Source organism: Streptomyces sp. HmicA12, assembly GCF_000373565.1.
Classification (GTDB): Bacteria; Actinomycetota; Actinomycetes; order Streptomycetales; family Streptomycetaceae; genus Streptomyces.
In genome coordinates, this window is the sequence record NZ_KB891851.1 from 172129 (window position 1) to 197790 (window position 25662).

General features: G+C 71.2%; 23 protein-coding genes. 18 read left to right on the plus strand and 5 right to left on the minus strand.

What is annotated here, in order from left to right:
- Positions 1–20: 20 nt before the first annotated feature.
- Entirely contained in the window at positions 21–1283 is a 1263-nt protein-coding gene (locus B072_RS0139810) for an MFS transporter (RefSeq protein WP_018535588.1), read from the plus strand.
- On the opposite strand, the gene glgX is transcribed toward B072_RS0139810, so the two are convergent.
- The gene (gene glgX, locus B072_RS0139815; RefSeq protein WP_018535589.1) at positions 1258–3387 is read right to left on the minus strand and encodes a glycogen debranching protein GlgX; all 2130 of its coding nucleotides are present in this window, start codon (positions 3385–3387) and stop codon (positions 1258–1260) included. The two genes, B072_RS0139810 and glgX, sit on opposite strands and share 26 nt — an antisense overlap.
- A 195-nt stretch (positions 3388–3582) precedes the next feature.
- Between glgX and B072_RS0139820 the strand changes: the two genes are divergently transcribed.
- The 4 genes from B072_RS0139820 (at position 3583) to B072_RS0139835 (ending at position 8003) form a co-directional block, all read left to right on the plus strand.
- Entirely contained in the window at positions 3583–4335 is a 753-nt protein-coding gene (locus B072_RS0139820; protein WP_234019018.1) for a Tat pathway signal sequence domain protein, read from the plus strand.
- Between the two features lie 69 nt (positions 4336–4404).
- Entirely contained in the window at positions 4405–5742 is a 1338-nt protein-coding gene (locus B072_RS0139825) for a hypothetical protein (RefSeq protein WP_018535591.1), read from the plus strand.
- A gap of 124 nt (positions 5743–5866) precedes the next feature.
- Positions 5867–7135 (plus strand): SAV2148 family HEPN domain-containing protein, encoded by a 1269-nt coding sequence (locus tag B072_RS0139830; protein ID WP_026246811.1) that lies wholly within the window; start codon positions 5867–5869, stop codon positions 7133–7135.
- Between the two features lie 112 nt (positions 7136–7247).
- Entirely contained in the window at positions 7248–8003 is a 756-nt protein-coding gene (locus B072_RS0139835) for a 3'-5' exonuclease (protein ID WP_018535593.1), read from the plus strand.
- Between the two features lie 64 nt (positions 8004–8067).
- Here B072_RS0139835 and B072_RS0139840 read toward each other — a convergent pair whose 3' ends face one another.
- Complete coding sequence (locus B072_RS0139840) at positions 8068–8943, minus strand: phosphotransferase enzyme family protein (protein ID WP_018535594.1); 876 nt, start codon at positions 8941–8943, stop codon at positions 8068–8070.
- A 189-nt stretch (positions 8944–9132) separates the two neighbouring features.
- Here B072_RS0139840 and B072_RS0139845 point away from each other — a divergent pair, with 189 nt between their 5' ends.
- The 6 genes from B072_RS0139845 to B072_RS45090 all read left to right on the plus strand — a co-directional run bounded on the left by B072_RS0139845 (position 9133) and on the right by B072_RS45090 (position 15877).
- Positions 9133–10038, plus strand: a complete 906-nt coding sequence (locus tag B072_RS0139845; protein ID WP_018535595.1) for a carbohydrate ABC transporter permease — start codon at positions 9133–9135, stop codon at positions 10036–10038.
- Positions 10039–10116: 78 nt separating this feature from the next.
- The gene (locus tag B072_RS45085; RefSeq protein ID WP_051127398.1) at positions 10117–10869 is read left to right on the plus strand and encodes a carbohydrate ABC transporter permease; all 753 of its coding nucleotides are present in this window, start codon (positions 10117–10119) and stop codon (positions 10867–10869) included.
- Positions 10869–12170 carry an ABC transporter substrate-binding protein gene (locus B072_RS0139855; RefSeq protein WP_051127399.1) on the plus strand — a complete coding sequence of 434 codons (1302 nt, stop codon included), beginning with the start codon at positions 10869–10871 and terminating at the stop codon, positions 12168–12170. Before B072_RS45085 ends, B072_RS0139855 begins: the two co-directional genes overlap by 1 nt.
- Before the next feature lie 251 nt (positions 12171–12421).
- The gene (gene erm, locus B072_RS0139865) at positions 12422–13267 is read left to right on the plus strand and encodes an ErmE/ErmH/ErmO/ErmR family 23S rRNA (adenine(2058)-N(6))-methyltransferase (RefSeq protein WP_018535599.1); all 846 of its coding nucleotides are present in this window, start codon (positions 12422–12424) and stop codon (positions 13265–13267) included.
- 42 nt (positions 13268–13309) lie between these two features.
- Entirely contained in the window at positions 13310–14572 is a 1263-nt protein-coding gene (gene mgt / locus B072_RS0139870; RefSeq protein WP_018535600.1) for a macrolide-inactivating glycosyltransferase, read from the plus strand.
- Between the two features lie 222 nt (positions 14573–14794).
- Positions 14795–15877 carry a CDP-alcohol phosphatidyltransferase family protein gene (locus B072_RS45090; RefSeq protein WP_078506740.1) on the plus strand — a complete coding sequence of 361 codons (1083 nt, stop codon included), beginning with the start codon at positions 14795–14797 and terminating at the stop codon, positions 15875–15877.
- A gap of 57 nt (positions 15878–15934) precedes the next feature.
- On the opposite strand, the gene B072_RS0139880 is transcribed toward B072_RS45090, so the two are convergent.
- Complete coding sequence (locus B072_RS0139880; protein ID WP_026246813.1) at positions 15935–18220, minus strand: MMPL family transporter; 2286 nt, start codon at positions 18218–18220, stop codon at positions 15935–15937.
- 331 nt (positions 18221–18551) lie between these two features.
- Here B072_RS0139880 and B072_RS0139885 point away from each other — a divergent pair, with 331 nt between their 5' ends.
- Together B072_RS0139885 and B072_RS0139890 are read left to right on the plus strand one after the other, a co-directional pair.
- Positions 18552–19757, plus strand: a complete 1206-nt coding sequence (locus tag B072_RS0139885; protein WP_018535603.1) for a S8 family peptidase — start codon at positions 18552–18554, stop codon at positions 19755–19757.
- 76 nt (positions 19758–19833) lie between these two features.
- Positions 19834–20394 carry a DUF1697 domain-containing protein gene (locus B072_RS0139890; protein WP_018535604.1) on the plus strand — a complete coding sequence of 187 codons (561 nt, stop codon included), beginning with the start codon at positions 19834–19836 and terminating at the stop codon, positions 20392–20394.
- On the opposite strand, the gene B072_RS0139895 is transcribed toward B072_RS0139890, so the two are convergent.
- Positions 20375–21244 (minus strand): aldo/keto reductase, encoded by an 870-nt coding sequence (locus tag B072_RS0139895; RefSeq protein WP_018535605.1) that lies wholly within the window; start codon positions 21242–21244, stop codon positions 20375–20377. The two genes, B072_RS0139890 and B072_RS0139895, sit on opposite strands and share 20 nt — an antisense overlap.
- Before the next feature lie 67 nt (positions 21245–21311).
- Here B072_RS0139895 and B072_RS0139900 point away from each other — a divergent pair, with 67 nt between their 5' ends.
- From B072_RS0139900 to B072_RS0139920, 5 genes are all read left to right on the plus strand, one after another.
- Positions 21312–22316: a ketopantoate reductase family protein gene (locus B072_RS0139900; protein ID WP_018535606.1), complete on the plus strand. Its 1005-nt coding sequence runs from the start codon at positions 21312–21314 to the stop codon at positions 22314–22316.
- A 66-nt stretch (positions 22317–22382) separates the two neighbouring features.
- Entirely contained in the window at positions 22383–22979 is a 597-nt protein-coding gene (locus tag B072_RS0139905; RefSeq protein ID WP_043245613.1) for a TIGR03086 family metal-binding protein, read from the plus strand.
- Positions 22980–23046: 67 nt separating this feature from the next.
- Positions 23047–23652, plus strand: coding sequence for a DsbA family protein (locus B072_RS0139910; RefSeq protein ID WP_018535608.1), 606 nt, complete (start codon positions 23047–23049; stop codon positions 23650–23652).
- A gap of 168 nt (positions 23653–23820) precedes the next feature.
- Complete coding sequence (locus B072_RS45095) at positions 23821–24312, plus strand: ArsR/SmtB family transcription factor (RefSeq protein WP_018535609.1); 492 nt, start codon at positions 23821–23823, stop codon at positions 24310–24312.
- A 16-nt stretch (positions 24313–24328) separates the two neighbouring features.
- Positions 24329–24880, plus strand: coding sequence for a hypothetical protein (locus tag B072_RS0139920; RefSeq protein WP_018535610.1), 552 nt, complete (start codon positions 24329–24331; stop codon positions 24878–24880).
- Between the two features lie 32 nt (positions 24881–24912).
- Here the strand turns inward: B072_RS0139920 and B072_RS0139925 are convergent, their stop codons facing one another.
- Positions 24913–25662, minus strand: coding sequence for a sirohydrochlorin chelatase (locus tag B072_RS0139925; RefSeq protein ID WP_018535611.1), 750 nt, complete (start codon positions 25660–25662; stop codon positions 24913–24915).

The following is a 25662-nucleotide window of genomic DNA, read 5'->3' on the forward strand; positions in this document are numbered from 1 at the left end:
CACCTCGCTAGCGTCGGACGATGACCGGCGCACTCGTGGACACCAGAACCTCCGACGGCACGCTCGACGCCTACCGCCGGGTGATCGCGGTGACCGGGTGGGCGCTGCCCGTCGTCTCGTTCCTCGGGCGGCTGCCGGTCGCCGTGATCCAGTTCGGCAGCGTCCTCCTGGTGACCCGCACCAGCGGCTCGCTCGCCACCGGCGGCACGGTCGCCTGCGCGCTGGCGCTCGGCCAGGTCGCCATGGGGCCCTTCGTGGGGCGGCTCGCCGACCGGCGCGGCCAGCGCCCGGTCGTGCTCGCCTTCGCCCTGCTCAACTCTCTCGCCATCGCGCTCTACACCCTGGCCGCGCTCCACGACCTGCCGACGCCCGCACTGGTCGCCCTGGGGATCCTGGCGGGCGCCACCGTGCCCGGGATCGGGCCGCTCGCGCGCGCCCGCGGTGTCGCCCTCGTCCGCCGGGAGGGAGCCGACGAGCGGGTCGTGAACGCCGTGCTGTCCCTGGAGTCGACGATGGACGAACTGTCCTTCGTGCTCGGCCCGGCCCTCATCGGGGTGGCCTCCGTGATCGCGCACCCCGCCTACGCGTTCGGCGCGGCGGCCCTCCTGGTCGCCGTCTGCGGAGCCGGCTTCGCCCTGCATCCGACGGCCGGCGCCGTGCCCAGGTCCGCCAAGAGGGCGGCGTCCGCGAGCGGGCCGCGCATGCCGCGCCAGGTCCACGTCGTACGCGGGGGCCTCGTCCTCCTGGGCGTTCTGCTCGGCGGCTGCGGCGCCGGGATCACCGCGCTCACCCAGGAGTTGGGCCACGAGGACCAGGCGGGGCTCGTGTACGCCGCGATGGGCGTCATGAGCGCCGTCGTCGGCCTGTCGATGGCGGCGGTGCCCGAACGGTTCACGCTGCCGGCCCGCTGGCGCGTCGCCACGGCCGGCGCCGCGCTCCTCTCGCTCCCGCTGATCGTCACGGACACCCTGCCGCTCCTGTACGTCGTCGTGACCGTCTTCGGCGCCCTGTTCGCGCCGAACCTGATCACCGGCTTCGGGCTCACCGAACGCGCGGTGCCGCGCGAACGGCTCGCCGAGGGCATGACGGTCGCCGCGAGCGCCTTCGTCGGCGGACAGGCCGTCACGCTCGCCGTGGCGGGGCGCCTCGCGCAGGCCCACGGGCCCGCTGCCGCGTTCGCGGTGGGCAGCGTGGCCGCGGTCCTCGCCTTCCTCGTCGCGCTGCGCGTACGGCCCCTTCAGGCGCCCGCCGACCCGCCTACGCCGGCCGTCGCAGGACCGTGAGGCTGCGGCCCACCAGGGTCAGCCGGTCGCCCGCCTGCACCTTCTGGCTGTCGTCGGCCGGGAGCCCTTCGGGCAGCGCGGTGTCGACGACCGGGTGCCACTGCTGTCCGTGATTGACCGGCACCACGAACTCCTGCGCCTGCGGATCGGCGTTGAACAGCAGCAGGAACGAGTCGTCCTGGATGCGTTCGCCGCGCGGCCCGGGCTCCGAGATCGCGTTGCCGTTCAGGAACACCGACAACGCGCTGGCCTGCGCCGATCCCCAGTCCTGCTGGGTCATCTCCTCGCCCTCGGGCGTGAACCAGGAGATGTCGGAGAGCTCGTCGTGCGTGCCCTCCACCGGGCGGCCGTGGAAGAAGCGCCGCCTGCGGAAGACTGGATGCTTGCGTCGCAGCTGCACCATCGCGCGCGTGAACGTCAGGAACGGGTCCTCGGGCGCGTCCCGGCCTTCGGGTTCGTCCGCCCAGTTCACCCACGCCAGTTCGTTGTCCTGGCAGTAGGCGTTGTTGTTGCCGCCCTGGGTGCGGCCGAACTCGTCGCCGTGGCTGAGCATCGGCACACCCTGCGACAGCATCAGCGTGGCGACGAAATTGCGCATCTGGCGGGCCCGCAGGTCGAGCACATCGGGATCGTCCGACTCGCCCTCGGCGCCACAGTTCCAGGACCGGTTGTGGGACTCGCCGTCGCGATTGCCCTCCCCGTTGGCGTCGTTGTGCTTCTCGTTGTACGACACCAGGTCGCGCAGGGTGAAACCGTCGTGGCAGGTCACGAAGTTGATGGAGGCCAGCGGGCGGCGCCCGTCACCCTGGTACAGGTCCGAGGAACCGGTGAGCCGGCCCGCGAACTCGGCGATCGTGCGCGGCTCCCCGCGCCACAGGTCCCGCACGGTGTCGCGGTACTTCCCGTTCCACTCCGTCCACAGCGGCGGGAAGTTGCCCACCTGGTAGCCGCCCTCGCCGACGTCCCACGGCTCCGCGATCAGCTTCACCTGGGAGATCACCGGGTCCTGCTGCACCAGGTCGAAGAACGACGACAGCCGGTCCACCTCGTGGAACTGCCGCGCCAGCGTGGCCGCGAGATCGAAGCGGAACCCGTCGACGTGCATCTCCTCGACCCAGTAGCGCAGCGAATCCATGATCATCTGCAGTACGTGGGGGGACCGCATCAGGAGCGAGTTTCCCGTCCCGGTGGTGTCCATGTAGTAGCGCGGATCGTCGGTCAGCCGGTAGTACGACGGATTGTCGAGGCCCTTGAAGGAGAGCGTCGGGCCCAGATGGTTGCCCTCGGCCGTGTGGTTGTAGACGACGTCCAGGATGACCTCGATCCCCGCCTGGTGCAGGGCGCGGACCGCCGACTTGAACTCCAGGACCTGCTCACCCCGGTCGCCCCACGACGCGTACGTGTTGTGCGGCGCGAAGAACCCGATGGTGTTGTAGCCCCAGTAGTTGTTCAGATCCATCTCGACCAGCCGGTGGTCGTTGACGAACTGATGGACCGGCATCAACTCCAGCGCGGTCACGCCCAGTTCGGTGAGGTGCTCGATGATCGCCGGATGCGCGAGCGCCGCGTACGTGCCGCGCATCTCGTCCGGCAGCGCCGGATGCCGCATCGTCAGGCCCTTCACATGGGCCTCGTAGATCACCGTCTCGTGGTAGTCCGTGCGCGGCGGCCGGTCGTCGCCCCAGTCGAAGTACGGATTGACCACCACCGACGCCATCGCGTGCGGCGCCGAGTCCTGGTCGTTGCGCTCGTCCGGGGAGCCGAACGGGTAGCCGTACACCGACTCGTTCCACCGGATCTGCCCGCTGACGGCGCGCGCGTACGGATCGAGCAGCAGCTTCGCGGAGTTGCAGCGCAGGCCGTTCTCCGGCTCGTACGGCCCGTGCGCCCGGTATCCGTAGCGCTGCCCCGGCATGATGCCGGGTAAGAAGGCGTGCCGCACGAAGGCGTCCGACTCGCGTAGCTCCACCGCGGTCTCCGACCCGTCGTCGTGCAACAGGCACAGTTCGATTCGGTCGGCGGCCTCCGAGAAGACCGCGAAGTTGGTGCCGGCACCGTCGTACGAGGCACCCAGCGGATACGCCTGTCCAGGCCAGACCTGCATGCTGACGACTCTTCCACTTCCGGCCCGGGGTTCCGGGCGACAAGGGTCAGTCTCCCCCGAACGTGGCGGAACCAGCCGGGAGTTGGCCCCCTCTTACAGGAAGACCACGCATGACCGGTGTGCCCACGCGTGTGGCTGCCGGGGATCCAGGGGGTAGATGTGCGCGCGCCAGCAAGACGCCATCTCGGGAAATTGGTGGCAGGAGTGGCCCTCGCGGCCGCCGGTGCCGCGGTCGCGGTCGGCGTGAGCCTGCCGGACGACAGCGCCGGTGACCAGGCCAGGGCCGGATCGGCACAGCAGGACGCGGTGCCACCGGAGGGCACGGTCGAGGCCGCGCCCGCGGAGGGGGAGAAGGGCGTCGGGCGCGATCCGCTGACCGACGCCGAGATCGCCCGGGCCGAGAAACTCGCGGAGAACACGGACGGATTCCGGCTCAAGTCCGAGGACGTCGAGGGCGACCGCGGACCGCAGCACCTGTCGACGAACCTGTCCGAGTGGGACCCGACCGAGAGCGGATCGTCCGCGCGACAGCGCCGGGCCGAGGTCGTCTCCTACGACTACAAGAACGACGCGACCGTCACCGCGGTCGTGAATCTCGACACCGGAGAGGTCGAGGACACCCAGACCGACCAGGGCGTGCAGCCACCGCCCGTCAGGGACGAACTCGCCGAGGCGACGCAGCTGTTGATCGACAGCCCGCTCGGCGCAGGACTGAAGGACGACTACAAGGACGCCACCGGGAACGCCCTCACCACGGCGGACCAGCTGGACGTGAGCGGCGGCGTGTTCCGCAAGGAGACCGTCGAGAACCTTCCCGCCGGCCTGAAGGAGTGCGGCGAGCACCGTTGCGTGCGCGTCGCCGCCAAGGTCAAGAACGGGCCGTGGATCGACACCCGCGCCTTCGTCGTCGACCTGAGCGACCGCGGCGTGGCCCGTCTCGACCGGTAGTCCGGCTCCGGCCCCGTCGCCCTCTTCTTCCGCATCTCCTGCTTCTCCTGCACGAAGGAGCCCTTCAGCATGCACGTCACGGACGTCACGCACGTCAACAGAGCCCGGCGCGCCCGCACCCGGCCCGCCACCGCCCTCGCGGGTCTCGCGGTCACCGCGCTGCTCGGAACCGCTCTCACCACCGCTCCCGCCGCCACGGCCGAACCGCGTGAGGCGCCCGCGGCCGCCGCGCCCGCCTGTTCGGCCGCGTACCGGATCGAGCAGACCCTCGACGGCGGCACCACCTGGCGGATGTGCTGGCACTACAACAGCCTGGCCGGACTCGTCCTGGACGCCGTCAGCTACCAGCCCAAGAGCGAGCCCCAGCCGATTCCCGTCCTCACCAGCGCCCGCCTCGCGCAGATCCACGTGCCCTACGACGACGGCGAGAACGAGTACGACGACCTCACCGGGCAGGACTTCGGAACCGCCCTGCAGACACTGCGGCCTGCCGAGTGTCCCGGCGGCACCATCAAGACGGTCAAGGTCCCCGACGTCGGCAACGTGAAGGGCCTGTGCACGACCACGCGGGCACGCGGGCACGCGTACCGGCTCAACGACGACATGTCGACCGGAGGCAGCAACAAGGTCTTCACCGCCCAGGGCAAGGACCTGCTCGTCTACACGGTCAACAAGACGTCCTGGTACGAGTACATCACCGAGTGGCGCTTCTCCTCCGACGGCACCATCACCTCCAACGTGGGCGCGACCGGAAGCCTCTCGCCGTACGACTACGACGGCGCCGACGGCAAGGGCTGGCCGCTCGGCAAGGGTGCGAGCGCCTACGCCGAGAGCCACGCCCACAACGTCTTCTGGCGGCTCAACTTCGGCCTCGACGGCTCGAGCAGGAGCAAGGTCGAGCAGTACGACTCCAAGGTGACCCCGCCGAGCGGCAACGGATCACCCAGGACGAAGACGACCCGCACGCCCGTCACGAAGGAACTCGCGGGTGACATCAAGGACATGCGGTGGTGGCGCGTGGTGTCCACGGCCGGCACCAACCAGGACGGGCACCCCAGGTCCTACGAGTTCGTGCCCGGCCGCTCCAGCAAGTTCCCCGGCCGCTCGTACACCAAGCACGACGTGTACTTCACCGAGTACAACAAGTGCGAGCAGTTCGCGAGCGACAACCCCCGCGCGCGCTGCGGCGGTACGAGCGTGGACAAGTGGGTCACCGGGCAGACGCTCCAGCACCCGATCGCCTGGGTCAACATCGGGTTCCACCACATCGCCCGGGACGAGGACCAACAGCCCATGCCGGTGCACTGGCAGGGCTTCTCACTGGCCCCCAGGGACGTGACCGCTATGAATCCGCTCACTCCCGCCGACCTCGCGGGGGAGAACGGCGTTCCCGGAAACGGGAGTTGAGAAACTCCGCCGCTTCAACAGGCCCATCCGGCTGCACCGCCCGCCGCTCCCGGAGTACCCTTCCTTGATCGTTGCTGGGGGAGTGCTCGACAAGCTCGGGGGAGCGGAAGGCGGTGCGGAGCGGGTGAGCTCGGGAGGTCTGGAGCTGCCCCCTGGTGACGACGGTCACGAGGGTCAAGAAGGGCAAGGGGCAGCTTCTACGGACATCCCGCCCGGTGCGGTGTCACTTGCTCGGCCCATGGATGTGGGATCGCAGATCGGACCCGAACTGGACTGGGGCGCCGACGCCTGGGGCGAGGTCCGTACGCGCGCCCAACGAGCCGGGCGTGCCTACATCTGGCTGAACCTGGTCGAGCAGCGGCTGCGCGCCGTCGTCGCGGCCGTGCTGCGGCCCATCTACGAGCCCGTGCACGGCGACGACTGGGTGGTCGCCGCGGCCGGGCCCGCCGGGCAGGAGTGGGTGCAGCGGGCCGTCGCCGTGCGCGAGGTCAGCCGCCGCAAGGGCTACCTCCTCGATCCGGCCGACGACAACGTCCTGTCGTTCCTGACGCTCCCGCAGCTGCGGGAGCTGATGGTCCAGCACTGGCCGTGCTTCGAGCCGTACTTCGACGACCGGCGCGACGTCGAACTCGCCCTGGACGAGCTGGAGGTCACCCGCAACGTCGTCTCCCGCAACCGCGCCCTGTCCGGGACGGTCCTCGCCCAGGCCGAGCGCGCCTCGGCCCGTCTCCTGGAGATGCTCGGCGCGGGGTCCGACGTGCCCTCCGCCCGGCGGCTGCCCGTCGACGCGGTCGAGGAGATGGTCGGCGACCGGTACGCGGACGTGGTCGGCGTCCACCCGGACCGGGTGCGGCTCCTTCGCCAGTTCCCGGCCGAGGACCTGTTCGGCGGCGCGCGGCGGCTCGACGCGATCGGGATAGGCCTGAACCTGCTGGTGCAGAACTTCTCGGGGCGGCGTCTCGTCCGGCTGGCCGAGTCGGGCTGCCGGGTGCGCCTCCTCTTCCTCAACCCCGCGTCCAGCGCGGTGAAGCGGCGTGAGCGGGAACTGGGTCTCAAGCGGGGCGAGTTGAGCCGCGCCGTCGAGATGAACATCCTGCACATGCGGCGGGTGCGGGCCCGGCTCAAGGACCCGGGGGCCTTCGAGATCCAGGTCTTCGACGAGACGCCGCGCTTCACCGCGTACCTCGTCGACGGCGACGGCTCGGACGGCGTCGCCGTCGTCCAGTCGTATCTGCGCAGGACCCGGGGGATGGAGGTGCCGGTGCTCGTGTTGCGCGGCGGTGGCCGCGTCGTGCGGTCCGGCGCCGCGACGGATTCCGGCGAGAACGGACTTTTCGTGACGTACCGCGACGAGTTCGAGCAGGCGTGGGCGGACGCGAGGCCGGTGTCGTAGAACCTGCGTTCCTCGGGATTTCCCTTGGGGGAACAGGCCGGGGGCCGGTTGTCAGTGGCGCATGCGATCGTGGTGGTCATTGGGGGAACGCACCATGAAGAAGGGGGCTGCCATGAGCTGGCACCGGGAGCTGTTGGTCGGCTTCGACCTGGAGACGACCGGGACGGATCCGCGCGAGGCGCGCATCGTCACGGGCGCCGTCATAGAGGTCAGGGACGGGACGGTCCTCGGCCACCGGCAGTGGCTCGCCGACCCCGGCGTCCCGATCCCGGACGAGGCGGTCGCGGTCCACGGGATCAGCAGCGAGCGGGCGGCGTCCGAGGGTGAACCGGCCGACCGCGTCGCCGACGCGATGGCCGAGGCACTGGTCGGCTACTGGCGCACGGGCGTCCCGGTGGTCGCGTACAACGCGGCGTTCGACCTGACCCTGCTCTCCGCCGAACTGGCCCGCCACGGACTGCCCTCGCTGCGCGACCGCCTCGGCGGAGCGGAGCCGGGACCGGTCGTCGACCCGTACACGATCGACCGCAGCGTCGACCGCTACCGCCGCGGCAAGCGCAACCTCGAAGCGGTCTGCACCGAGTACGGCGTCACGCTCGACGCCGCGCACGACGCATCGGCGGACGCGCTGGCCGCGACGTTGCTGGCCCGCGCGATAGGCGAGCGACACGCGAAGGTCGCCGCACTCGGCGCCGCGGAGCTGCATCGCCGGCAGGTGGAGTGGTACGCGGAATGGGCCGCGGACTTCCAGAGCTTCCTGCGCAGGAAGGGCGATGCGAAGGCGGTGGTGGATTCGGCGTGGCCGATGAGGGCGACAACCGAACAATCCAGCCCGTCCGGGCAACAATCCAGCCCGTCCGGCGTTTGAGGACTGGAGGTCCGGGGGCGAGGCCCCCGTGCCACGGTGGGACGGCCGAAAGCGAGCCGTCACCTCAGAACGGGTACCACCGAACCTCGGCATCCCCGTCCCGCAACGACGCCACCCGCCGCCCGAACTCCGCCAACGCCTTCGGATTGCTCGGCGCGTGCTGGGCCACCCACGCACAGGACGCGGTCTCCCGCGCCCCGCGCAGCACGGCACACCCGTCCCACTCGCGCACATCCCATCCGTACGCGTCGACGAACCCGTCATAGGCCGCCGCGGGCAACCCGTACCGGTCCCGCGACAGGGCCATGACCACCAGATCGTGCTCCCGGAAGTCCGCGGAGAACGTCTCCAGGTCGACCAGGACCGGCCCTTCGGGCCCGATGTGCACATTGCGGGGCAGGGCGTCGCCGTGGATCGGGCCGAGCGGGAGGTGAGGGGTGAGCGCGGCGGCGGCCGCCGCGAAGCCGTCGCGCCGCTCGCGCAGGTACGCCGCGTCCGCCGGGTCGATCGCGTCGCCCGCGAGCCGCAGCCACCGCTCGACCCCGCCGAGCAGTTCACGGCGGGGCAGCTCGAACCCGGAAGGGGCGGGCAGTGCGTGCACCAGTTTCAGCAGCTCCGCGAGATCGCGCGGTTCGGCGGGGCGCAGGGCCGCCGGGATGCGGTGCCAGACCGTCACCGGGTGCCCGTCGACCAGCAGCGGCTCGGCCTTGACCGCCCGTACCGCGGGAACCCCGTGCTCGGCGAGGTAGGAGGCGATGGCCAGTTCGCGGCGGGCCCGGTCGAGGAGTTCGGGGGCCCGCTCGACGCCACGGCCCACCTTGACGACGAGGTCGCCGACGCCGAAGACCGCGTTCTCCCCGAGCGCGAGCAGTTCCGCGCCGTCCGTCGCGCCACCGATCTCCGCCTGCGCCAGCACGTCCCGTGCCCGTGCCTCGTCCATCTCGTGCCTCCCGCGTTCCAGCTGGTACCGGCCCAGTCTCGCACCCGGCCGCGCGCCTCCTCGTACCCGTCCGCATGTCTTGACTGCGTAGGGACCTGTCAGGACCATGACGGGGGCCGCCCGGGCGGCCGGAAGCCGTGAGTGTCATCCGAACCGCGCCATCCGAACCGCCCGAAGGAGCCGCCTGAAGTGACCTCGGCGATCGCGACACCCACGCCGTCGCGGGCGGCAAGAGAGCGCGGCGCCTGGTTCCTGGTGCTGCCCGCGCTCATCCCGATCCTGGTGCTGAGCGTCGGCCCGCTGCTCTACGGGATCGGGCTCGCGTTCACCGACTCCCAGTCGGGGCGCACCGCGGCCACCCAGTGGGTCGGCACCCTCAACTTCAGCGATCTGCTGCACGACACGCTGTTCTGGGAGTCGTTCCGGATCGGGCTCGTGTGGGCGGTCGGGGTGACGGTCCCGCAGTTCGTGCTGGCCCTCGGCCTCGCCCTCCTGCTCAACGAGGAGCTGCGGCTGCGCTGGCTGGCGCGGGCGCTCGCGATCATCCCGTGGGCGATGCCGGAGGTCGTCGTCGGCATCATGTGGCGCCTCGTCTACAACCCGGACGCGGGCATCCTCAACGAGACGCTGCGCGACCTCGGCCTCGGCGACGGCCACGACTGGCTCACCGGGTTGACCACCGCGCTGCCCGCCGTGATCGTCGTCGGCATCTGGGCGGGCATGCCGCAGACCACGGTCGCGCTCCTCGCCGGACTGCAGAACACCCCGCGCGAGCTGCACGAGGCGGCGGCGATGGACGGCGCGGGCGCCTGGCGCCGGTTCCGCACGGTGACCTGGCCGGCGATCCGGCCGATCGCGCTCGCCATCAGCGCGCTCAACTTCATCTGGAACTTCAACTCGTTCGCCCTGGTCTACGTACTGACGAACGGCGGACCGGGCGGCCGCACCCGCCTGCCGATGCTGTTCGCGTACGAAGAGGCTTTCCGCTACGGCCAGTTCGGCTACGCGGCGGCGATGGGCTGCGCCATGGTCGCCGTGATCTCGATCCTCCTCGCCCTCTATCTCGTGGGCCGACTGAAGGGCGGCGACGAGTGATGAACAGGACGAGCAAACCCGCGCGCGGGTCAGTACCTCGCGCTCCTCGCCTATCTCGTCTTCCTCGCCTTCCCGTTCCTGTGGCTGATCTCCACGGCGTTCAAGCCGCCGCGCGAACTGGCGAGCCTTCACCCCACCTGGATCCCGAAGGACCCCACCCTCGCCAACTTCCGGCAGGCCTTCGACGAACAGCCCCTGCTGCGGGCCGCGGTGAACTCGCTGCTCGTCGCCGTCTGTGCCGCCGTGATCGCGATCGTCATCGCGACCCCGATGGCCTACGTCATGGCCCGCCACCGCAGCCCGCTGGCGCGGGCGGCGACCGGATGGGTGGTGATCAGCCAGGCGTTCCCGTTCGTGCTGCTGATCATCCCGCTGTTCCTGATCCTCAAGAACCTCCACCTGATCAACTCCCTGGTCGGCCTGACCATGGTCTACGTGGTGTGGGCGCTGCCCTTCGCGCTGTGGATGCTCGTCGGATATGTCCGGGCCGTACCAAGGGAGTTGGAGGAGGCCGCGGCGGTCGACGGCGCCGGGCGGCTGCGCATCCTGGTGTCCGTCACGGCGCCGCTGCTCGCGCCCGGGCTGGTGGCGACGGGACTGTTCGCGTTCATCACCGCGTGGAACGAGTTCTTCTTCGCGCTGGTCCTGATGAAGACGCCGGAGCGGCAGACGCTGCCGGTGATCCTCACCCACTTCCTGGGCGCCGAGGGCGTCGCCGACCTCGGCCCGCTCGCGGCCGGGGCGTTCCTGGCGACGCTGCCGTCGCTGCTGATCTTCGCCCTGATCCAGAAACGGATCACCGGCGGAATGCTGGCCGGGGCGGTGAAGTGATGCGACGTGCAAGGAGGTTGGCCGGTGCGCTGGTCGCGGTGGGGGCGCTGCTGCTCGCCGGATGCACGTCGGACGCGAAGGACACCGGCGGCCGCGTCACCCTCGCGTTCCAGTCCCTCGCCTGGCAGAAGGAGTCCGTCGACGCCAACAAACAGCTGGTGAGGGAGTGGAACGCCGAGCACCCCGACATCCATGTCGAGTACGTCCAGGGCAGCTGGGACGGCGTCCACGACCAGCTCCTCACCTCCTTCGAGGGCGGTGAGGCGCCCGACATCATCCACGACGCCTCCGACGACCTGGCCGACTTCGCCTACGGCGGCTACCTGGCCGACCTGCGCGACTACCTCCCGAGACGCCTCAAGTCCGGCATCCCGCAGCGCAGTTGGGAGACGGCGACGTTCGGCGACGGAATCTACGGCGTCCCCTTCCTCCAGGAACCGCGCGTCCTCATCGCCAACGCCAAGCTGCTCAAGAAGTCCGGCGTCCGCATCCCGACCCCGGACGACCCATGGACCTGGGACGAGTTCCGGAGGATCACCGAGGAGCTCGGCGCCGAAGGCGGCGGCAAAGGCACGTACGGCGTCGCCTGGCCGCTCAAGGAACCGGTCTCCGCGACCCTGAACCTCTCCCTGTCGACCGGCGGCCGCATGTTCCACCGCGGCGCGGACGGCAAGGTGACGATCCGCTTCGACGCGGCGGACGAGGTGATGCCGCGCACCGTTCACGACCAGGTGAACATCGACGGCAGCGCCTCCGACGCGACCCTCGGCATGGGCGGATCCGACACACTGCCCGGGTTCTTCGCGGGGAAGTACGCGATGGTGCCCCTGGGGTTCTCCTACCGGCAGCAGATCGTGCAGCAGGCCCCCAAGGGCTTCGACTGGCAGGTGCTGCCCGCGCCGGCCGGCGCCGACGGGCTCACCCAGGGCGTCAGCCCGCAGACCCTCTCCATCGCCGAGGACAGCCCGCACAAGAAGGAGGCGGCCCAGTTCATCGACTTCCTTCTCCAGCCCCGCAACATGGTGCGCCTCGCCCTCGGCGACTGGATGCTGCCGACCGGCACCGCGGCCCTGAAAGCCCCTGCTCTGCGTACACCGAAGAACGACTGGGCGGCCGGCACCGCCCTCGCCTCCCACCTCCGCTCGGCGCCCGCGCAGTCCGTGCGCGGTTACCCGGAGTGGAAGGACAAGGTGGCGACCCCCGCGTTCCAGGAGTACTACAGCGGAGCGATCGACCTCGACGAACTGCGCCACCGCCTGGTCGACGACGGGAACCTCGTCCTGGCCCGGTACCAGCGGTAGGCCCCGCAGGAGCGGGAAACTCGGTGGACGGCGGCGGCCCCGGCCGTCCACCATGACGCCCATGTGCAGCGCCGCCATGATGGCCGTCTCGGTGACCCGCCAGGTCCTGGGCTGCGCGCACGCCGCTCGGCTGCGCGTCGGCCCGGTGCTCTGACCCCGGGTCCTTCCGACGCATCCCGCTCGACGTACCCGGTCCTCGGTCAGGGCCCTCATCCGCCCTCTTTCCGTACGGATGACAAGGACCGCAGGCCATGGCCGCCCCTGCCCGCATTCGGCAGTCCCTCTCGCAGAACTTCCTCACCGACCGAGCCGTCGCGCACCGCTTCGCCCGGCTCGCCGTCCCCCGCCTCGATCCCGACGACCCCGCGCACACCTCGCTCCTGCTCGAAGTCGGCGCGGGCAAGGGGGCGTTGACCGAGCCCCTGGCCCGCAGGGTGGCGTCGCTCGTGGCGTACGAGATCGACGGCCGGCTCGTCCCCGGGCTGCGTCGGCGCTGCGCCGCCCGCCACCCCCAAGTCGAGGTCCGCCACGGCGACTTCCTCGCCGCACGCCCGCCCCGCACCCCGTTCGCCGTGGCCGGGAACGTGCCCTTCTCGCGCACCTCCGCCGTTGTCGAGTGGTGCCTGCGCGCGCCGGAACTCACCGACGCGACCTTCCTCACCCAGCTCGAGTACGCCCGCAAACGCACCGGGGACTACGGCAGTTGGACCCGCCTGACCGTCCTCACCTGGCCGCACTTCGGGTGGCGGCTGCTCGGCCGGGTCCCGCGCGCCGCCTTCCGCCCCGTGCCCCGCGTCGACGCCGGCATCCTGCGGATCGAGAGGCGCCCGGAACCCCTCCTCGCGCCGGCCGCGTACGCGACGTACCGGACGCTCGTCGAACTCGGCTACTCCGGCATCGGCGGCAGCCTGCGCGCCTCACTGAGCAGGGCCCACCCGCGCCGACGGGTCGACGCGGCGGCGCGCACGGCCGGGATCGCTCCGGCCGCGCTGGTGGGCGAGGTGTCGCCGGGCCAGTGGCTGACGCTCCATCGAGAGCTGGTGGCCGACCGCCGTCGTCGGCCGGACCGCCCGGACTCGGGGGCGCCTCTCGCGTGAAATGAGTTGCACGAGACGTCTCGTCTCGCTTACGGTGGGCGCATGACGAACCCGGAACAGCTCCAGCACGGCAAGCGCGCCCACATCGCCATGTTCTCCATCGCCGCCCACGGGCACGTGAACCCGAGTCTGGAAGTGATCCGGGAACTCGTCGCCCGTGGGCACCGCGTCACGTACGCGATTCCGCACCTCTTCGAGGAGAAGGTCGCCGAGACCGGTGCGGAGCCGGTCCTCTATCGCACCACGCTGCCCGGCCCCGACGACGACCCGGCGGCGTGGGGGACCACGCTGCTCGACAACGTCGAGCCGTTCCTGAACGACGCGATCCAGGCCCTGCCCCAGCTCATCGAGGCCTATGAGGGGGACGGCGGAGCGGGCGTGCCCGACCTGGTGCTGCACGACATCACCTCGTATCCGGCGGGCGTCCTCGCCCATCGCTGGGGCGTGCCCGCGATCACTCTCTCGCCCAACCTCGTCGCCTGGGAGGGGTACCAGGAGGAGGTCGCGGAGCCTATGTGGGCCGAGCCCCGGCAGACACCGCGCGGCAACGCGTACTTCGAGAAGTTCGACGCCTGGCTCAAGGAGTCCGGGGTGCCGAAGAGCGCCGACGAGTTCTGGGGCCGCTACGACCGCACCCTCGTGCTCATCCCGAGGGCCCTCCAGCCCAACGCCGACCGGGTCGACGAGACGAAGAACACCTTCGTGGGAGCCTGTCAGGGCGACCGGAGCGCGCAGGGCGACTGGCGGCGGCCGGAGGGTGCCGAGCGGGTGCTGCTCGTCTCGCTCGGTTCGTCGTTCACCAAGCAGCCGGACTTCTACCGGGAGTGCGCGAAGGCGTTCGGTGATCTGCCGGGCTGGCACGTCGTGCTCCAGGTCGGCAAGCACGTCACCGCCGACGACCTCGGGCCGGTCCCCGGGAACGTGGAGGTCCGCGACTGGGTGCCGCAGCTGGCGATCCTGAAACAGGCCGACGCCTTCGTCACGCACGCCGGCGCGGGCGGCAGCCAGGAGGGGCTCGCCACCGCCACCCCGATGGTCGCCGTGCCGCAGGCCGTCGACCAGTTCGGCAACGCCGACATGTTGCAGGGGCTCGGTGTCGCCCGGCACCTTCCCATGGAGGAGGCCACCGCGGAGACTCTGCGGGAGGCCGTGCTCGCGCTCGTGGGCGACCCCGAGGTGGCGCGTCGCCTCGCCGCCATCCAGCAGGACATGGCCCAAGAAGGCGGCACGAAGCGGGCGGCCGATCTCATCGAGGCGGAGTTGCCCGGGGAGCGCGGCCGGACGGCGGACGGGATTCAGCGGTAAATGGTTCCACTCACCCGGTGAAAATAATGTGCCCGTGCGATAACGAGTAGGTCATTGAATAACGCTCGGGTAACGCCGGGTCATTGGGGAATGCCCGTTGACCCGCTACGTACGACCCCTACCTCCGGTAAAAGGTTGTACCCGGTTCCTCTTGAATTTGGTGAGAACGTTTTCTTAGCGTGAGGTGAACTTGCTCTGAATCCCGGAAAGTTGGCGCACCTCATGCCTCGAGACATACCACCGCTGCCTGAAGTGCGTCGGATCACTCAGAAGAAGCGCGACGCCTGGTGGACCGTGCTGCTCGTCGACCCGGTCGCCACGCCCCTGGTGCGGCTGACGGCCCGGTGGACGCGTATCACCCCGAACCAGATCACCTGGGGCGCCCTGATCCTGGGCCTCGGCGCGGCCGGCTGCTTCGCCATGGGCGACTGGCGCTGGCTGATCCTCGGCGCCGTGATCTACCACCTGAGCTTCATCCTCGACTGCATGGACGGCAAGGTCGCGCGGCTGACCGGGCAGGGCTCCGTGTTCGGTGCCTGGCTCGACTACATCTTCGACCGCGTCCGCGTCATGGCCTGCGCCGTGGCCCTGATGGGCGGCCAGTACCACCGCACCGGCGACATCTGGTACGTGTGGCTCGCGGTCGCCGTCGTCTTCCTCGACGCGCTGCGCTACCTGAACGCGCTGGAGATCTTCAAGACCCGGCACAACATGCGCAAGAAGATCAAGGCCCATGTGCGAGCCGCCCGCCGCGCCCAGAACGCGCAGGGCCTCGCCTTCATGGAGGACCTGCTGCGGGCCAACCCGTCGGCCGACATGGAGCAGGACCTGCGCGGAGCGGTCGCCGACGCCACGGCCGAGGACGCGGCGATCGACGACGACACCGAGGCCCCGGAGGAGACCGCGCTCCCGGCCCCGAAGCCCCAGGTCGTCGACCTGCACCAGGAATTCCGCAGCCGCTTCCCGGTCTATCTGCGCATGCGCGCCTTCCTGCTGCGCCACCGGATCCGTACGCACCTGATCAGCGGCATCGAGTTCCAGATGGCCGTCTTCATCATCGGCCCCCTGCTCGACCAGGTGATCGGCACCACCATCGTGGCCGGTGCGCTGCTGCTCGTCTTCGAGCTCGCGATCATCTACAAGCTGCTGCTGTCCACCCGCGACTTCGGCCGCACGCTCGCCGCCTTCGAGAAGGAGGCGGCGGAAAGGGAAGCGGCGGAGCAGGAAGCGGCGCAGAGCGAAGCCGCGCAACAGGACGGCGAGAAGGACGGCGAGAAGAAGGACGGCCTGGTCACCGCCGTGTGACGCGGCGGCGAACGGACCGTCCGGGGCGGGGCGGGGGCGCGCGGTCGGCGCAGGCCCTCAGACCCGCAGTTCCTCGCCCCCCTTACGAGGTGCCACGTCGATTCCGGCGGGCACCTCGTCGTGCGTGAGGTCCGGCATCCGGTGCAGCCACTTCGGCAGGTACCAGTTGCGCTCGCCGAGCAGCGCCATCACGGCCGGGAGCAGCACGCCCCGGATGACGGTCGCGTCGATCAGCACGGCGGCCGCCAGGCCCACGCCCATCTGCTTCATCGACTGCATCGACAGCGTGCCGAAGATCGAGAAGACGGCGACCATGATCACGGCCGCGCTGGTGACCACGCCCGCGGTCGTGACCACTCCGTGCCGGACGGCGTCGGTGTTCGTACGTCCCTGAAGACGCGCCTCCTTGATCCGTGACACCACGAACACGTGGTAGTCCATCGACAGGCCGAACAGGATCACGAAGAGGAACAGCGGCAGCCACGAGATGATCGCGCCGACCCCCTCGGCGCCGACCAGGCCCGCGCCCCAGCCGTGCTGGAAGACGGCGACGAGGATCCCGTAGGCGGCGCCCACGCTCAGCAGGTTGAGCACGATCGACGTGATCGCGACGGTCAGCGAGCGGAACGACAGCAGCATCAGCAGGAACGCGAAGACGACCACGAACGCGAGGACCGGCGCGACCGAGCCGACGATCTGGTCGTTGAAGTCCTTCGACCCCGCGACCTGACCGGTGATCGGCGCCTCGACGCCGTCGACCTTCCCGAGCGTGTCCGGCCGGATCTCGTCCCGCAGCAGCGCGAGGCTCTCCTCCGCCCGGCCCTGGTCCGAACCGCCGACGAGCGGTACGTCGATGAGCGCGACGTTCTGCCGCGCGTGCACGGTCACCTCGACCGGGCCGCGCGAGGAACCCGAACCCACCGCCCGCGTACGGAAGTCGTCGATCGCGGCGCGCACCTGCGGGGCGTTGATGTCGTCGGCCCTGACGACCACCTCGGCCGGGTCGGAGCCGCCGGGGAACGCCTCGTTGACGCGGTCGTACGTCGCGACGATCGGCAGCGAGTTCCCGAACTCCTGGTCCAGGGTGAGGTTCTGGGTCTTCATGCCGAGTGCGGGCGCGGCGATCGCGAGGAGCGCGCCGACCGCGACGAGCACGGAGACGGCGGGCCGCTTGAGCACGACGGTCAGGACGCGCGTCCAGAAGCGGCTGCCCCCTTCGCCGTTCCCGGTCCCGCCCCGGCGCCTGGTCGGGTGCAGGAAGGGGATGCGGCCCTTCTCCACGCGCTCACCGAGCAGCGAGAGCAGCGCGGGCAGCACGGTCACCGAGCCGACCATCGCGACCGCCACCACCATCAGCGAGGCGAGCCCCATCGCCTGGAACTCGGCGAGGCCGGTGAACAGCATGCCCGCCATCGCCACGCACACGGTGACGCCGGAGACGATGATCGCCCGGCCGCTGGTGGCCGCCGCGATCCGCAGCGCCGTCCGCGGGTCGTGGCCCTTCATCCGCTCCTCGCGCTCACGGCGCAGATAGAAGAGGCAGTAGTCGACGCCGACCGCGAGCCCCACGAGCAGCATCACGGAGTTGGCGGTCTCGCTCATCGGCTGGAGATGGCTGACGATGCCCATCAGGCCCATCGTCGCCATGATCGCCGTGATCGCGAGGGCCACCGGGAGCAGCGCCGCGACGAGCGCGCCGAACGCGATCAGCAGGATGCCGAGCGCCACCGGGACCGCCGAGAGCTCGGCGCGCCGGAAGTCGTCGCCGAACGCGTCGTCGAAGGTCTTGTTCATGCTCGCCGCGCCGATCTCCTCGATGCGCAGCGCGTCATGGTCGCCGGCGACGCCCTCGACCGCCTTCTGGACCGGCTCGACCCGGTCGGACGCCGTGTCCGGGTCGCCGCGCATGTCGAACCGGACGAGCGCGGTGCGGCCGTCCTTCGAGATCGTCTGGGCCCGGGCCGCGTAGGGCGAGCGCACGTTCGTGACCGCGCCGGTGCCCTCGACGGCCTTGATGACGTCGGCGACCGCGCGCTTGAACTCCGGTGCGGTGGCGGCCAGTTGCCGGTCCTTGCCCTGGACGAGCACCGTCTCGCCCGCCGGTTCGTCGATGCCCGCGTCGTCGACGATCCGCGACGCCTGGCTGGTCTCGCCGCTGAGCTGGTCGCTCTCCTCGACGTCGACGCGTCCCGCCGCGGAGCCGATGCCCATCGCCAGCACGACGAACAGCACCCAGATCCCCACCGCCGCCCACCGATGCCGGGCGCTCCATCCGCCGGCCCGGGCCGCGAAGCCGCGTACCCGGCCGTCCTGTCGGTGCCGCCGTTCCCCGTTCCTCGCCATGAGGTCACCTCCGGATTCGAAGGTATGGGCGACTTAAGAGCGGTTCGTCGTGCTGTTCGGTGAAGTGTCGGGCGCGCGGGTCGGCAGCGAGGATGACGCAAGTCCCTTACATCTATGAGGGGTTGAGTGCTATGTCGGTTTTATTATTACGAAACCTTGTTGAACAAGTCACAGGTGCATGTAGGTCTTGATCTGGTCGCGTCAATCGGTCAGGGTTTCGTCTCAACCCCCGGACATCTTCCGGAGATTGCCGGAGGTTGCACGAAATTGCGCGCCCCCACGCGCGTAGACACCACACAACCCCCCACACACCACGAGGAGTTCACTCTTCATGGCACTTCACAAGCGTGCGCGTTCGATGAAGCTGACCGCCGCGATAGCCACGGCGGCGACCGCCGTGGGCGTCACCGTCCTCACGGGCGGCTTCGCGGACGCCGCCCCCGCCGAGGGCACCGTGTACGGCCAGGGCGTCAAGGGCGCCGTGTCCGGCAGCTACATCGTGCTGCTCGACCAGAAGGCGAACACCGCCGCCAAGAAGGACCTCGCCAAGGAGTACGGCGGCACCCTGCGCCGCAACTACGACTCGGCCGTCAACGGCTTCTCGGCGAACGGTCTTTCGCAGACCGAGGCCAAGCGGCTCGCCGCCGACAAGTCCGTCTCCAAGGTCGTCCAGAACAAGAAGTTCCACACCACCGCCACCCAGGACAACCCGCCGTCGTGGGGCCTGGACCGCATCGACCAGGCGGACACCGCGGGCGACGGCAAGTACACCTACCCCGACACCGCGGGCGAGGGCGTCACCGCGTACGTCATCGACACCGGCGTCCGCATCAGCCACAAGGACTTCGGCGGCCGCGCCTCCTACGGCTTCGACGCCGTCGACAACGACGACAGCGCCGACGACGGCAACGGGCACGGCACGCACGTCGCCGGCACCATCGCCGGTGACGCGCACGGCGTCGCCAAGAAGGCGAAGATCGTCGCCGTCCGCGTCCTCGACGACCAGGGCTCCGGCACCACCGAGCAGGTCGTCGCGGGCATCGACTGGGTCACCGAGCACCACTCGGGCCCGTCCGTCGCCAACATGTCGCTCGGCGGCGGCGTGGACGAGGCGCTGGACGCCGCGGTGAAGAAGTCGATCGACTCCGGCGTCACCTACGCGGTGGCTGCGGGCAACGAGTCCTCGGACGCCGCACAGTCCAGCCCCGCCCGCGTCCCGGAGGCCATCACCGTCGCCTCCTCCACCAAGGACGACGAGCAGTCGGACTTCTCCAACTACGGCTCCGTGGTGGACATCTACGCTCCCGGCTCGGACATCACCTCCGACTGGAACACCGGGGACGACGCCACCAACACCATCTCCGGTACGTCGATGGCGACCCCGCACGTCGTCGGCGCCGCCGCCGTCTACCTCGGCGGTCACCCGGACGCGGCCCCGGCCGACGTCGCCAAGGCGCTCACCGACGGGGCCACCCCCGACGCCATCAAGAACGCGTCGGACGGCACCGCGAACAAGCTCCTGAAGATCGTCGAGTAGCTCCGACGGCCTCTCCTGAGCCGGCGGCCGTCGCGCCCACCCCCACGGGGCACGACGGCCGCCTTATCGTGTGCGCATGGCGATCACCCGGTACGCGGCCCTGCTGCGCGGCATCAACGTGGGCGGCAACAAGAAGGTCCCGATGGCCCAACTGCGGCCACTCATCGAGCACTTGGGCTACGACGACGTGGCGACGTACTTGCAGAGCGGCAACGTCACCTTCGCCGCCTCGGGCAGCGGCGACGAGAGCGGCCACGCCGCCGCGATCGAGAAGGCCGTCGCCGACACGTTCGGCTTCACCGTCGACGTCCTCGTGCGCGACCACGCGTATCTGCGGGCCGTGCGGGACGACTGCCCGTTCCCCGCCGCCGAGCTGGAGGGCAAGCAGCTGCACGTCACGTACTTCTCGCAGCCCGTCGAGGCCGAGCGGTTCGCGGGCATCGACCTGCCCGCGTACGCACCCGAGGACTTCCGCCTCGGCGACCGCGCCCTCTACCTCTACGCGCCCGACGGCCTCGGCCGCTCCAAGCTCGCCGAGCAGCTGTCCAGGCCCGCCGTCACCAAGGGGCTGATCGCGACGAGCCGGAACTGGAACACCGTCGTCAAACTGGTGGAGCTCACGAGCCCGCGGGAGTGAGCGCGTCCAGGCGGGCCATGTCCGCATCCGTCAGCCGCAGCCCGGCCGCGGCCACGTTCTCCTCCAGGTGCGCCACCGAGCCCGTGCCGGGCGTCGGGCACAGCACGGGGGAGTGGTGCAGCAGCCAGGCGAGCGCGACCTGCGACGGACTCGCGCCGTGCGCCGCCGCGATGTCGGCGAGGACCGCGTGCCCGGTGAGCGCGCCGTTGCCCAGCGGGAACCACGGCAGGAACGCGATGCCGTGCTCCTCGCACAGCTTCAGGAGCGGCTCCGAGACGCGGTCCAGGACGTTGTAGCGGTTCTGGACCGAGACGATCGGCACGATGTCCAGGTCGAGCGCCTGCCGCAACTGCTCGGCCCGCACCGAGTCGAGACCCACGTGCCGGATCTTCCCCTCGTCCCGCAACTCCCGCAGTGTGCCCAGCTGTTCGGCCATCGGCACGTCCGGGTCGAGCCGGTGCAGCTGGTACAGGTCGATGCGGTCGAGCCGCAGGCGGCGCAGGCTCGCCTCGCACATCGCGCGCAGCCGCTCCGGCCGGCCGTCGATGTGCCAGGACTCGGCGGACGTCCGCACCACACCGCCCTTGGTCGCGATCAACAGACCGTCGGCGTACGGGCGCAGGGCCGCGGCTACCCGCTCCTCCACCACGCCCGGACCGTAGTTGTCCGCGGTGTCGACCAGGTTCACGCCCAGCTCGACGGCGCGCCGCAGCACCGCCGTCGCGTTCGCGTCGGTGCCGCGCGGGCCCCAGGCGCCGTGCCCGGCCAGATGCACCGTGCCGTAGCCGAGACGGCGTACGGGCAGGCCGGAACCGATGGTGAGGGTCGCCCGCGGGGCCGAGTGCGTCATGGGGCGACCGTAACGGATGGTCTGTGCATCTGGTTCGCGAGGTCCCGGCTGTGCCAGGGTCGTCGGCATGCGCTATCTCATCATCGGAGCAGGAGCGGTCGGCGGCGCCATCGGCGCCCGGCTCGCGGAGGCGGGGCAGGACGTCGTCCTCGTCGCACGGGGCCGGCAGTACGAGGCGCTGCGCGAGCGGGGCCTCACGTTCGAGGCGCCGGACGGGACGCACACCCATCGGCTGCCGGTGGCCGACGGGCCGAAGGCGCTCGGCGCCCTGCGCGCCGACGACGTCCTCGTGCTCTGCGTGAAGACCCAGGACAGCACCGCCGCGCTCGCCGCGTGGGCCGCCGCCCCCGTCGAGGGCGGCGGCACCGCGGCCCGGCGACTGCCGCTGGTGTGCGCGCAGAACGGCGTCGAGAGCGAACGGATCGCGCTCCGTACCTTCCGGCGCGTGTACGCGATGTGCGTCTGGCTGCCCGCCACGTACGTCGAGCCGGGCGTCGTCCGCGCCGCAGGCGCCCCGCTGACCGGGATCCTCCACCTGGGCCGCTACCCGGCGGGCAGCGACGACACGGCCCGCGCCATCGCCGACGGCCTGGAAAGGGGACGGCTCGGCGCGCCCGTCGTCGACGACGCGATGCGCTGGAAGTACGCCAAACTCCTCAACAACCTCGCCAACGCGATCGAGGCGCTCACCGGGGTGATCGGCAGCGACGAGGGCTTCGCCCTGGTCGGCCGGGCCCGCGCCGAGGGCGAGGCCGCGTTCGCCGCCGCCGGGATCGCGTACGCGAGCCAGGAGGAGGAGAAGGAGGCGCGGGCCGACAAGATCCGCTTCGAGCCCCTCGACGGCTCGCCCCGCGGCGGCGGCTCCACCTGGCAGTCCCTGAACCGGGGCTCCGGCACCGTCGAGGCGGACTACCTGAACGGCGAGATCGGCCTGCTCGGACGACTGCACGGGGTACCGACCCCGGTCAACGACGCACTCCAGGAACTCGTCAACGAGGCGGCACGGGAAGGGCGTCCGGCCGGGGCGATGTCGGTCGCGGAGCTGGTCGAGGCCGTCGACGCACGTGTCTAGCCCCCGGGCCCGGGGCTGTCGCGTTTGTTCAAGAAGGGCGGGGGTGCCTCCTCGTACGGTCAGGGCATGGAACGCATCGAAGAGCGTATGGAGACCGTGTACCCCTGCCTGACCGAATGCGCCGCCGAGGCGTCCCGCGTCGCGGCGGCGGTCAAGCCCGACCGGCTCGACGCGGCGTCCGGCTGCGGCGACTGGGACGTGCGCGCCCTCGTCAACCACTGGGTCGCCTACACCGGGACCGGCATGGAGCACCGCGCCCGGCGCGAGCCGCTGCCCGACGACCTCGGCACCCGGGACTTCACCGGCGACCCGGACTGGGCGGACCGGTACGCGCAGCGGCTGGAGCGGGCCGTCGCCGCCTGGTCGGAGCCGGCCGTCTGGGAGGGCGAGGTGGAGCTCGGATTCGCGCGGCAGCCCGCGCCGGAGGTCGCCTCGCTGCTGTGGGCCGAACTCGTCCTGCACGGCTGGGACGTGGCCCGCGCCACCGGCCAGGAGTTCCGCGTCTCGGACGGCGCCGCCGCGCTGCTCCTGTCCGTGGTCGACAAGAACGCCGCGATGTACCGGCAGTACGAAGGGTTCGCCGATCCCGTCGAGCTCCCGGACGGGGCACCGGTGTACGCGCGGGCCCTGGCGCTCAGCGGCCGGGATCCTCGGCCGCTGTGAATGGCCCAGTGAATCGCGGCGGGAATGGACCACAGTTCAGGGCCATCCGGCGGATAGCTTCTCGGGCATGACCACTCGCGTCGACTTCTACTTCGACCCCGCCTGCCCCTTCGCCTGGATCACCTCCCGCTGGATCCTGGAGGTCGAGCGGGAGCGCCCGCTCGACCTCCGGTTCCACGCCATGAGCCTGTACCTGCACAACATCGGCAACGAACTCCCGGACTGGTACCGGGAGCTGGTCGACAAGTCGATCGGCCCGGTGCGGGTCGCCGTGGCGGCCGCCCGGAGCCACGGGGACGCCGTCCTGCGCGACCTCTACACGGCGTTCGGCACCCGGATCCACGAGGAGAAGAACGGCGACTTCGACGCCGTGGTCGCCGAGGCACTCGCCGAGCTCGGGCTGCCCGCCGAACTGGCGGCCGCCGCGCACGATCCGGCGTACGACGACGCCGTGCGCCGCAGCCACGACGCGGGCAAGGAGCCCGACGCGGACGGCTACGTCGGCACGCCCGCGATCCACGTCGACGGGACGGTGTGGTTCGGGCCCGTCCTGCGGGCGATCCCGCGCGGCGAGCGGGCTGCCGAACTCTTCGACAGTTTCCGGGTGCTGGCCGCGCACCCCGACTTCTTCGAGCTCAAGCGGACCCGCACCGGCGGCCTCGACTTCGGGTGACACGGCTTCCGGGCGTCACTCGCCGCGCCAGTCCCCGTCCCGCCGCGCCCACCGCACCTGGACCGCGTCGCGGACGCCCTGGAGTCCTACTGGCACACGTGCCTCGCCCCGCACTGGTGGCCGCGCGTCCACTCGGTCCTGGAGAGCGACCTCACCCACCGCGGCAAGGTGCTCGCGGAAGAGGGCGTCGGCGGGCTGTTCACCAGCCTCGACCCGCGCCTGTCCTGGAACGGCGACGTGCTCACCCTCGTCGCGTCGCACAACTACCGACCCTGGCCCGCGGCCGACATCCGCATCGGCGGCCGCGGTCTGGTCCTCGTGCCGACCCTCTTCTGCCACGGCGCCCACACCATGATCGACCCCGGCCTGCCGCCCCTGCTCAGCTACCCCGCGCGTGGCCGCGCCACGATCTCGCAGACCCCGCCACCGGTCTCCGACGAGGCCCTGACCCGCCTCCTCGGCGGCCCCCGCGCCCGCCTCCTGCGCCTGCTCGAGGAACCCGCCTCCACGACGGAACTGGCCCACCGCCTCGACGTCACCCCGGGCGCGGTGAGCCAGCACCTGTCCGTCCTCTACGACGCGGGACTGCCGACGCGGACGCGGAGCGGACGCAGCGTGCGGTACATGCGGAGCGAGCTGGGGGAGGAGCTGTGCGGCTGACGTGACGGGGTGTCACGTGGTCTCTTCGCAGGTCAGGTACGCGCCCGCCGAGACCGGTGCCGAGACCGCCCTGTTCGAGGGCCCGTTGCTCGACGCGGCCACCTTCCCCGGGATCGCCGTGCGCGAGGGCTGGACCCTCGACCACGACGTACTGGCCCGGCGGTTCGGCCCCGCCCGGGTCACCGTGGACTTCGGCGAGCACGTCCACCCGGGCCGCACCGGCTGGCTCACCGTGTGCGGAGTCCGCCTCGCCCCGCCGCTCGGGGAGCTCGACCCGGTGGTGCGCTCCGAGGCGCTGCGCGCGGCCGACGCCGGCCACGAGCGGTGGGAGCGGCTGCGCCGGATCCTCGCCGACGCCGACGGAGTGGCGGTGGCGGACCGGCACCTGACCGTGCGCGGCCACACCGTGCACCTGGCCACCGGCCGCGTCAGCCGCCACGGGGAGCCCGTCGACATCGACGTACCGCAGGACGGGCCGAAGGCGCGGGCGCTGCCGTTCCTGCCCTATGAGGAGACGCTGCTGGAGCGGATCGTGCGGACGGTGGAGGTGCTGCCGGCGACGACGTGACCCGGTGGCCGACCCGGTGGCCGACCTGGCGGTCAGGCGCCGACCGCCACCAACTCCCGTACGACAGCAGTCTCGTAGCGCCGCACCAGGACACGCGCCACCTCCGGCGCGGCTCCCAGTACGTCGCCGAGGACGTCCGCGTCCGCCGCGCCCGCCGCGATCCGGTCCGGCAGGCGGCCGGGGGCGAGGACGTACGGGGCGACCGCGATCCGCTCGCAGCCGAGGGCGCGCAGTTCCCGCACCGCGTCCGCGGTGCGGGGAAGGGATGCGGAGGCGAACGCAGGCCGCACGGCGCACCAACCGGTGTGCCGCCACTCCCGCGCGATTTCAGCGATCACTGCGATCGCCTCCGGGTCGGAGGAGCCCGCCGAGGCCAGGACGACCCCGGTCGTGGGCCTGTCGGCCGGGCTCAGCCCGGCCTCGTACAGACGGCGTTCCAGGGCCGACACCAGCAGCGGTGACGGGCCGAGGACGTCCGCCTGCCGGACACGCATGCCCCGCGGCGCCTCGCGCAGCACCGAGGGGATGTCGGCCTTCGCGTGGAAGGCCCGGGTCAGCAGGAGGGGGAGGGCGATCACGTCACGGACGCCCTCCGCCGCCAGGGACTCCAACACCCCGTTCACCGAAGGGATGTTGAAGTCCAGGAACGACGTCTCCACCCGCACGTCCGGGCGCTGCGCCCGCACCTCGCGCACGAGGTCGTGCACCGTCGCGGCGTGCCGCGGGTCGCGGCTGCCGTGGGCGATGACCAGCAGGACGGGGGAGGTGGAGGAGTGGTGCAT

Bases quoted from the DNA above. Each gene is read 5' to 3' on its own strand.
- B072_RS0139925 (WP_018535611.1), bottom strand. From the start codon at position 25,662: ATGCACCACTCCTCCACCTCCCCCGTCCTGCTGGTCATCGCCCACGGC.
- B072_RS0139855 (WP_051127399.1), top strand. From the start codon at position 10,869: ATGCGACGTGCAAGGAGGTTGGCCGGTGCGCTGGTCGCGGTGGGGGCG.
- glgX (WP_018535589.1), bottom strand. From the start codon at position 3,387: ATGCAGGTCTGGCCTGGACAGGCGTATCCGCTGGGTGCCTCGTACGAC.
- B072_RS0139825 (WP_018535591.1), top strand. From the start codon at position 4,405: ATGCACGTCACGGACGTCACGCACGTCAACAGAGCCCGGCGCGCCCGC.
- B072_RS0139895 (WP_018535605.1), bottom strand. From the start codon at position 21,244: ATGACGCACTCGGCCCCGCGGGCGACCCTCACCATCGGTTCCGGCCTG.
- B072_RS0139890 (WP_018535604.1), top strand. From the start codon at position 19,834: ATGGCGATCACCCGGTACGCGGCCCTGCTGCGCGGCATCAACGTGGGC.
- B072_RS0139900 (WP_018535606.1), top strand. From the start codon at position 21,312: ATGCGCTATCTCATCATCGGAGCAGGAGCGGTCGGCGGCGCCATCGGC.
- B072_RS0139835 (WP_018535593.1), top strand. From the start codon at position 7,248: ATGAGCTGGCACCGGGAGCTGTTGGTCGGCTTCGACCTGGAGACGACC.
- B072_RS0139810 (WP_018535588.1), top strand. From the start codon at position 21: ATGACCGGCGCACTCGTGGACACCAGAACCTCCGACGGCACGCTCGAC.
- B072_RS0139905 (WP_043245613.1), top strand. From the start codon at position 22,383: ATGGAACGCATCGAAGAGCGTATGGAGACCGTGTACCCCTGCCTGACC.
- B072_RS0139885 (WP_018535603.1), top strand. From the start codon at position 18,552: ATGGCACTTCACAAGCGTGCGCGTTCGATGAAGCTGACCGCCGCGATA.
- B072_RS0139910 (WP_018535608.1), top strand. From the start codon at position 23,047: ATGACCACTCGCGTCGACTTCTACTTCGACCCCGCCTGCCCCTTCGCC.
- erm (WP_018535599.1), top strand. From the start codon at position 12,422: ATGGCCGCCCCTGCCCGCATTCGGCAGTCCCTCTCGCAGAACTTCCTC.
- B072_RS0139840 (WP_018535594.1), bottom strand. From the start codon at position 8,943: ATGGACGAGGCACGGGCACGGGACGTGCTGGCGCAGGCGGAGATCGGT.
- B072_RS0139880 (WP_026246813.1), bottom strand. From the start codon at position 18,220: ATGGCGAGGAACGGGGAACGGCGGCACCGACAGGACGGCCGGGTACGC.
- B072_RS45090 (WP_078506740.1), top strand. From the start codon at position 14,795: ATGCCTCGAGACATACCACCGCTGCCTGAAGTGCGTCGGATCACTCAG.
- mgt (WP_018535600.1), top strand. From the start codon at position 13,310: ATGACGAACCCGGAACAGCTCCAGCACGGCAAGCGCGCCCACATCGCC.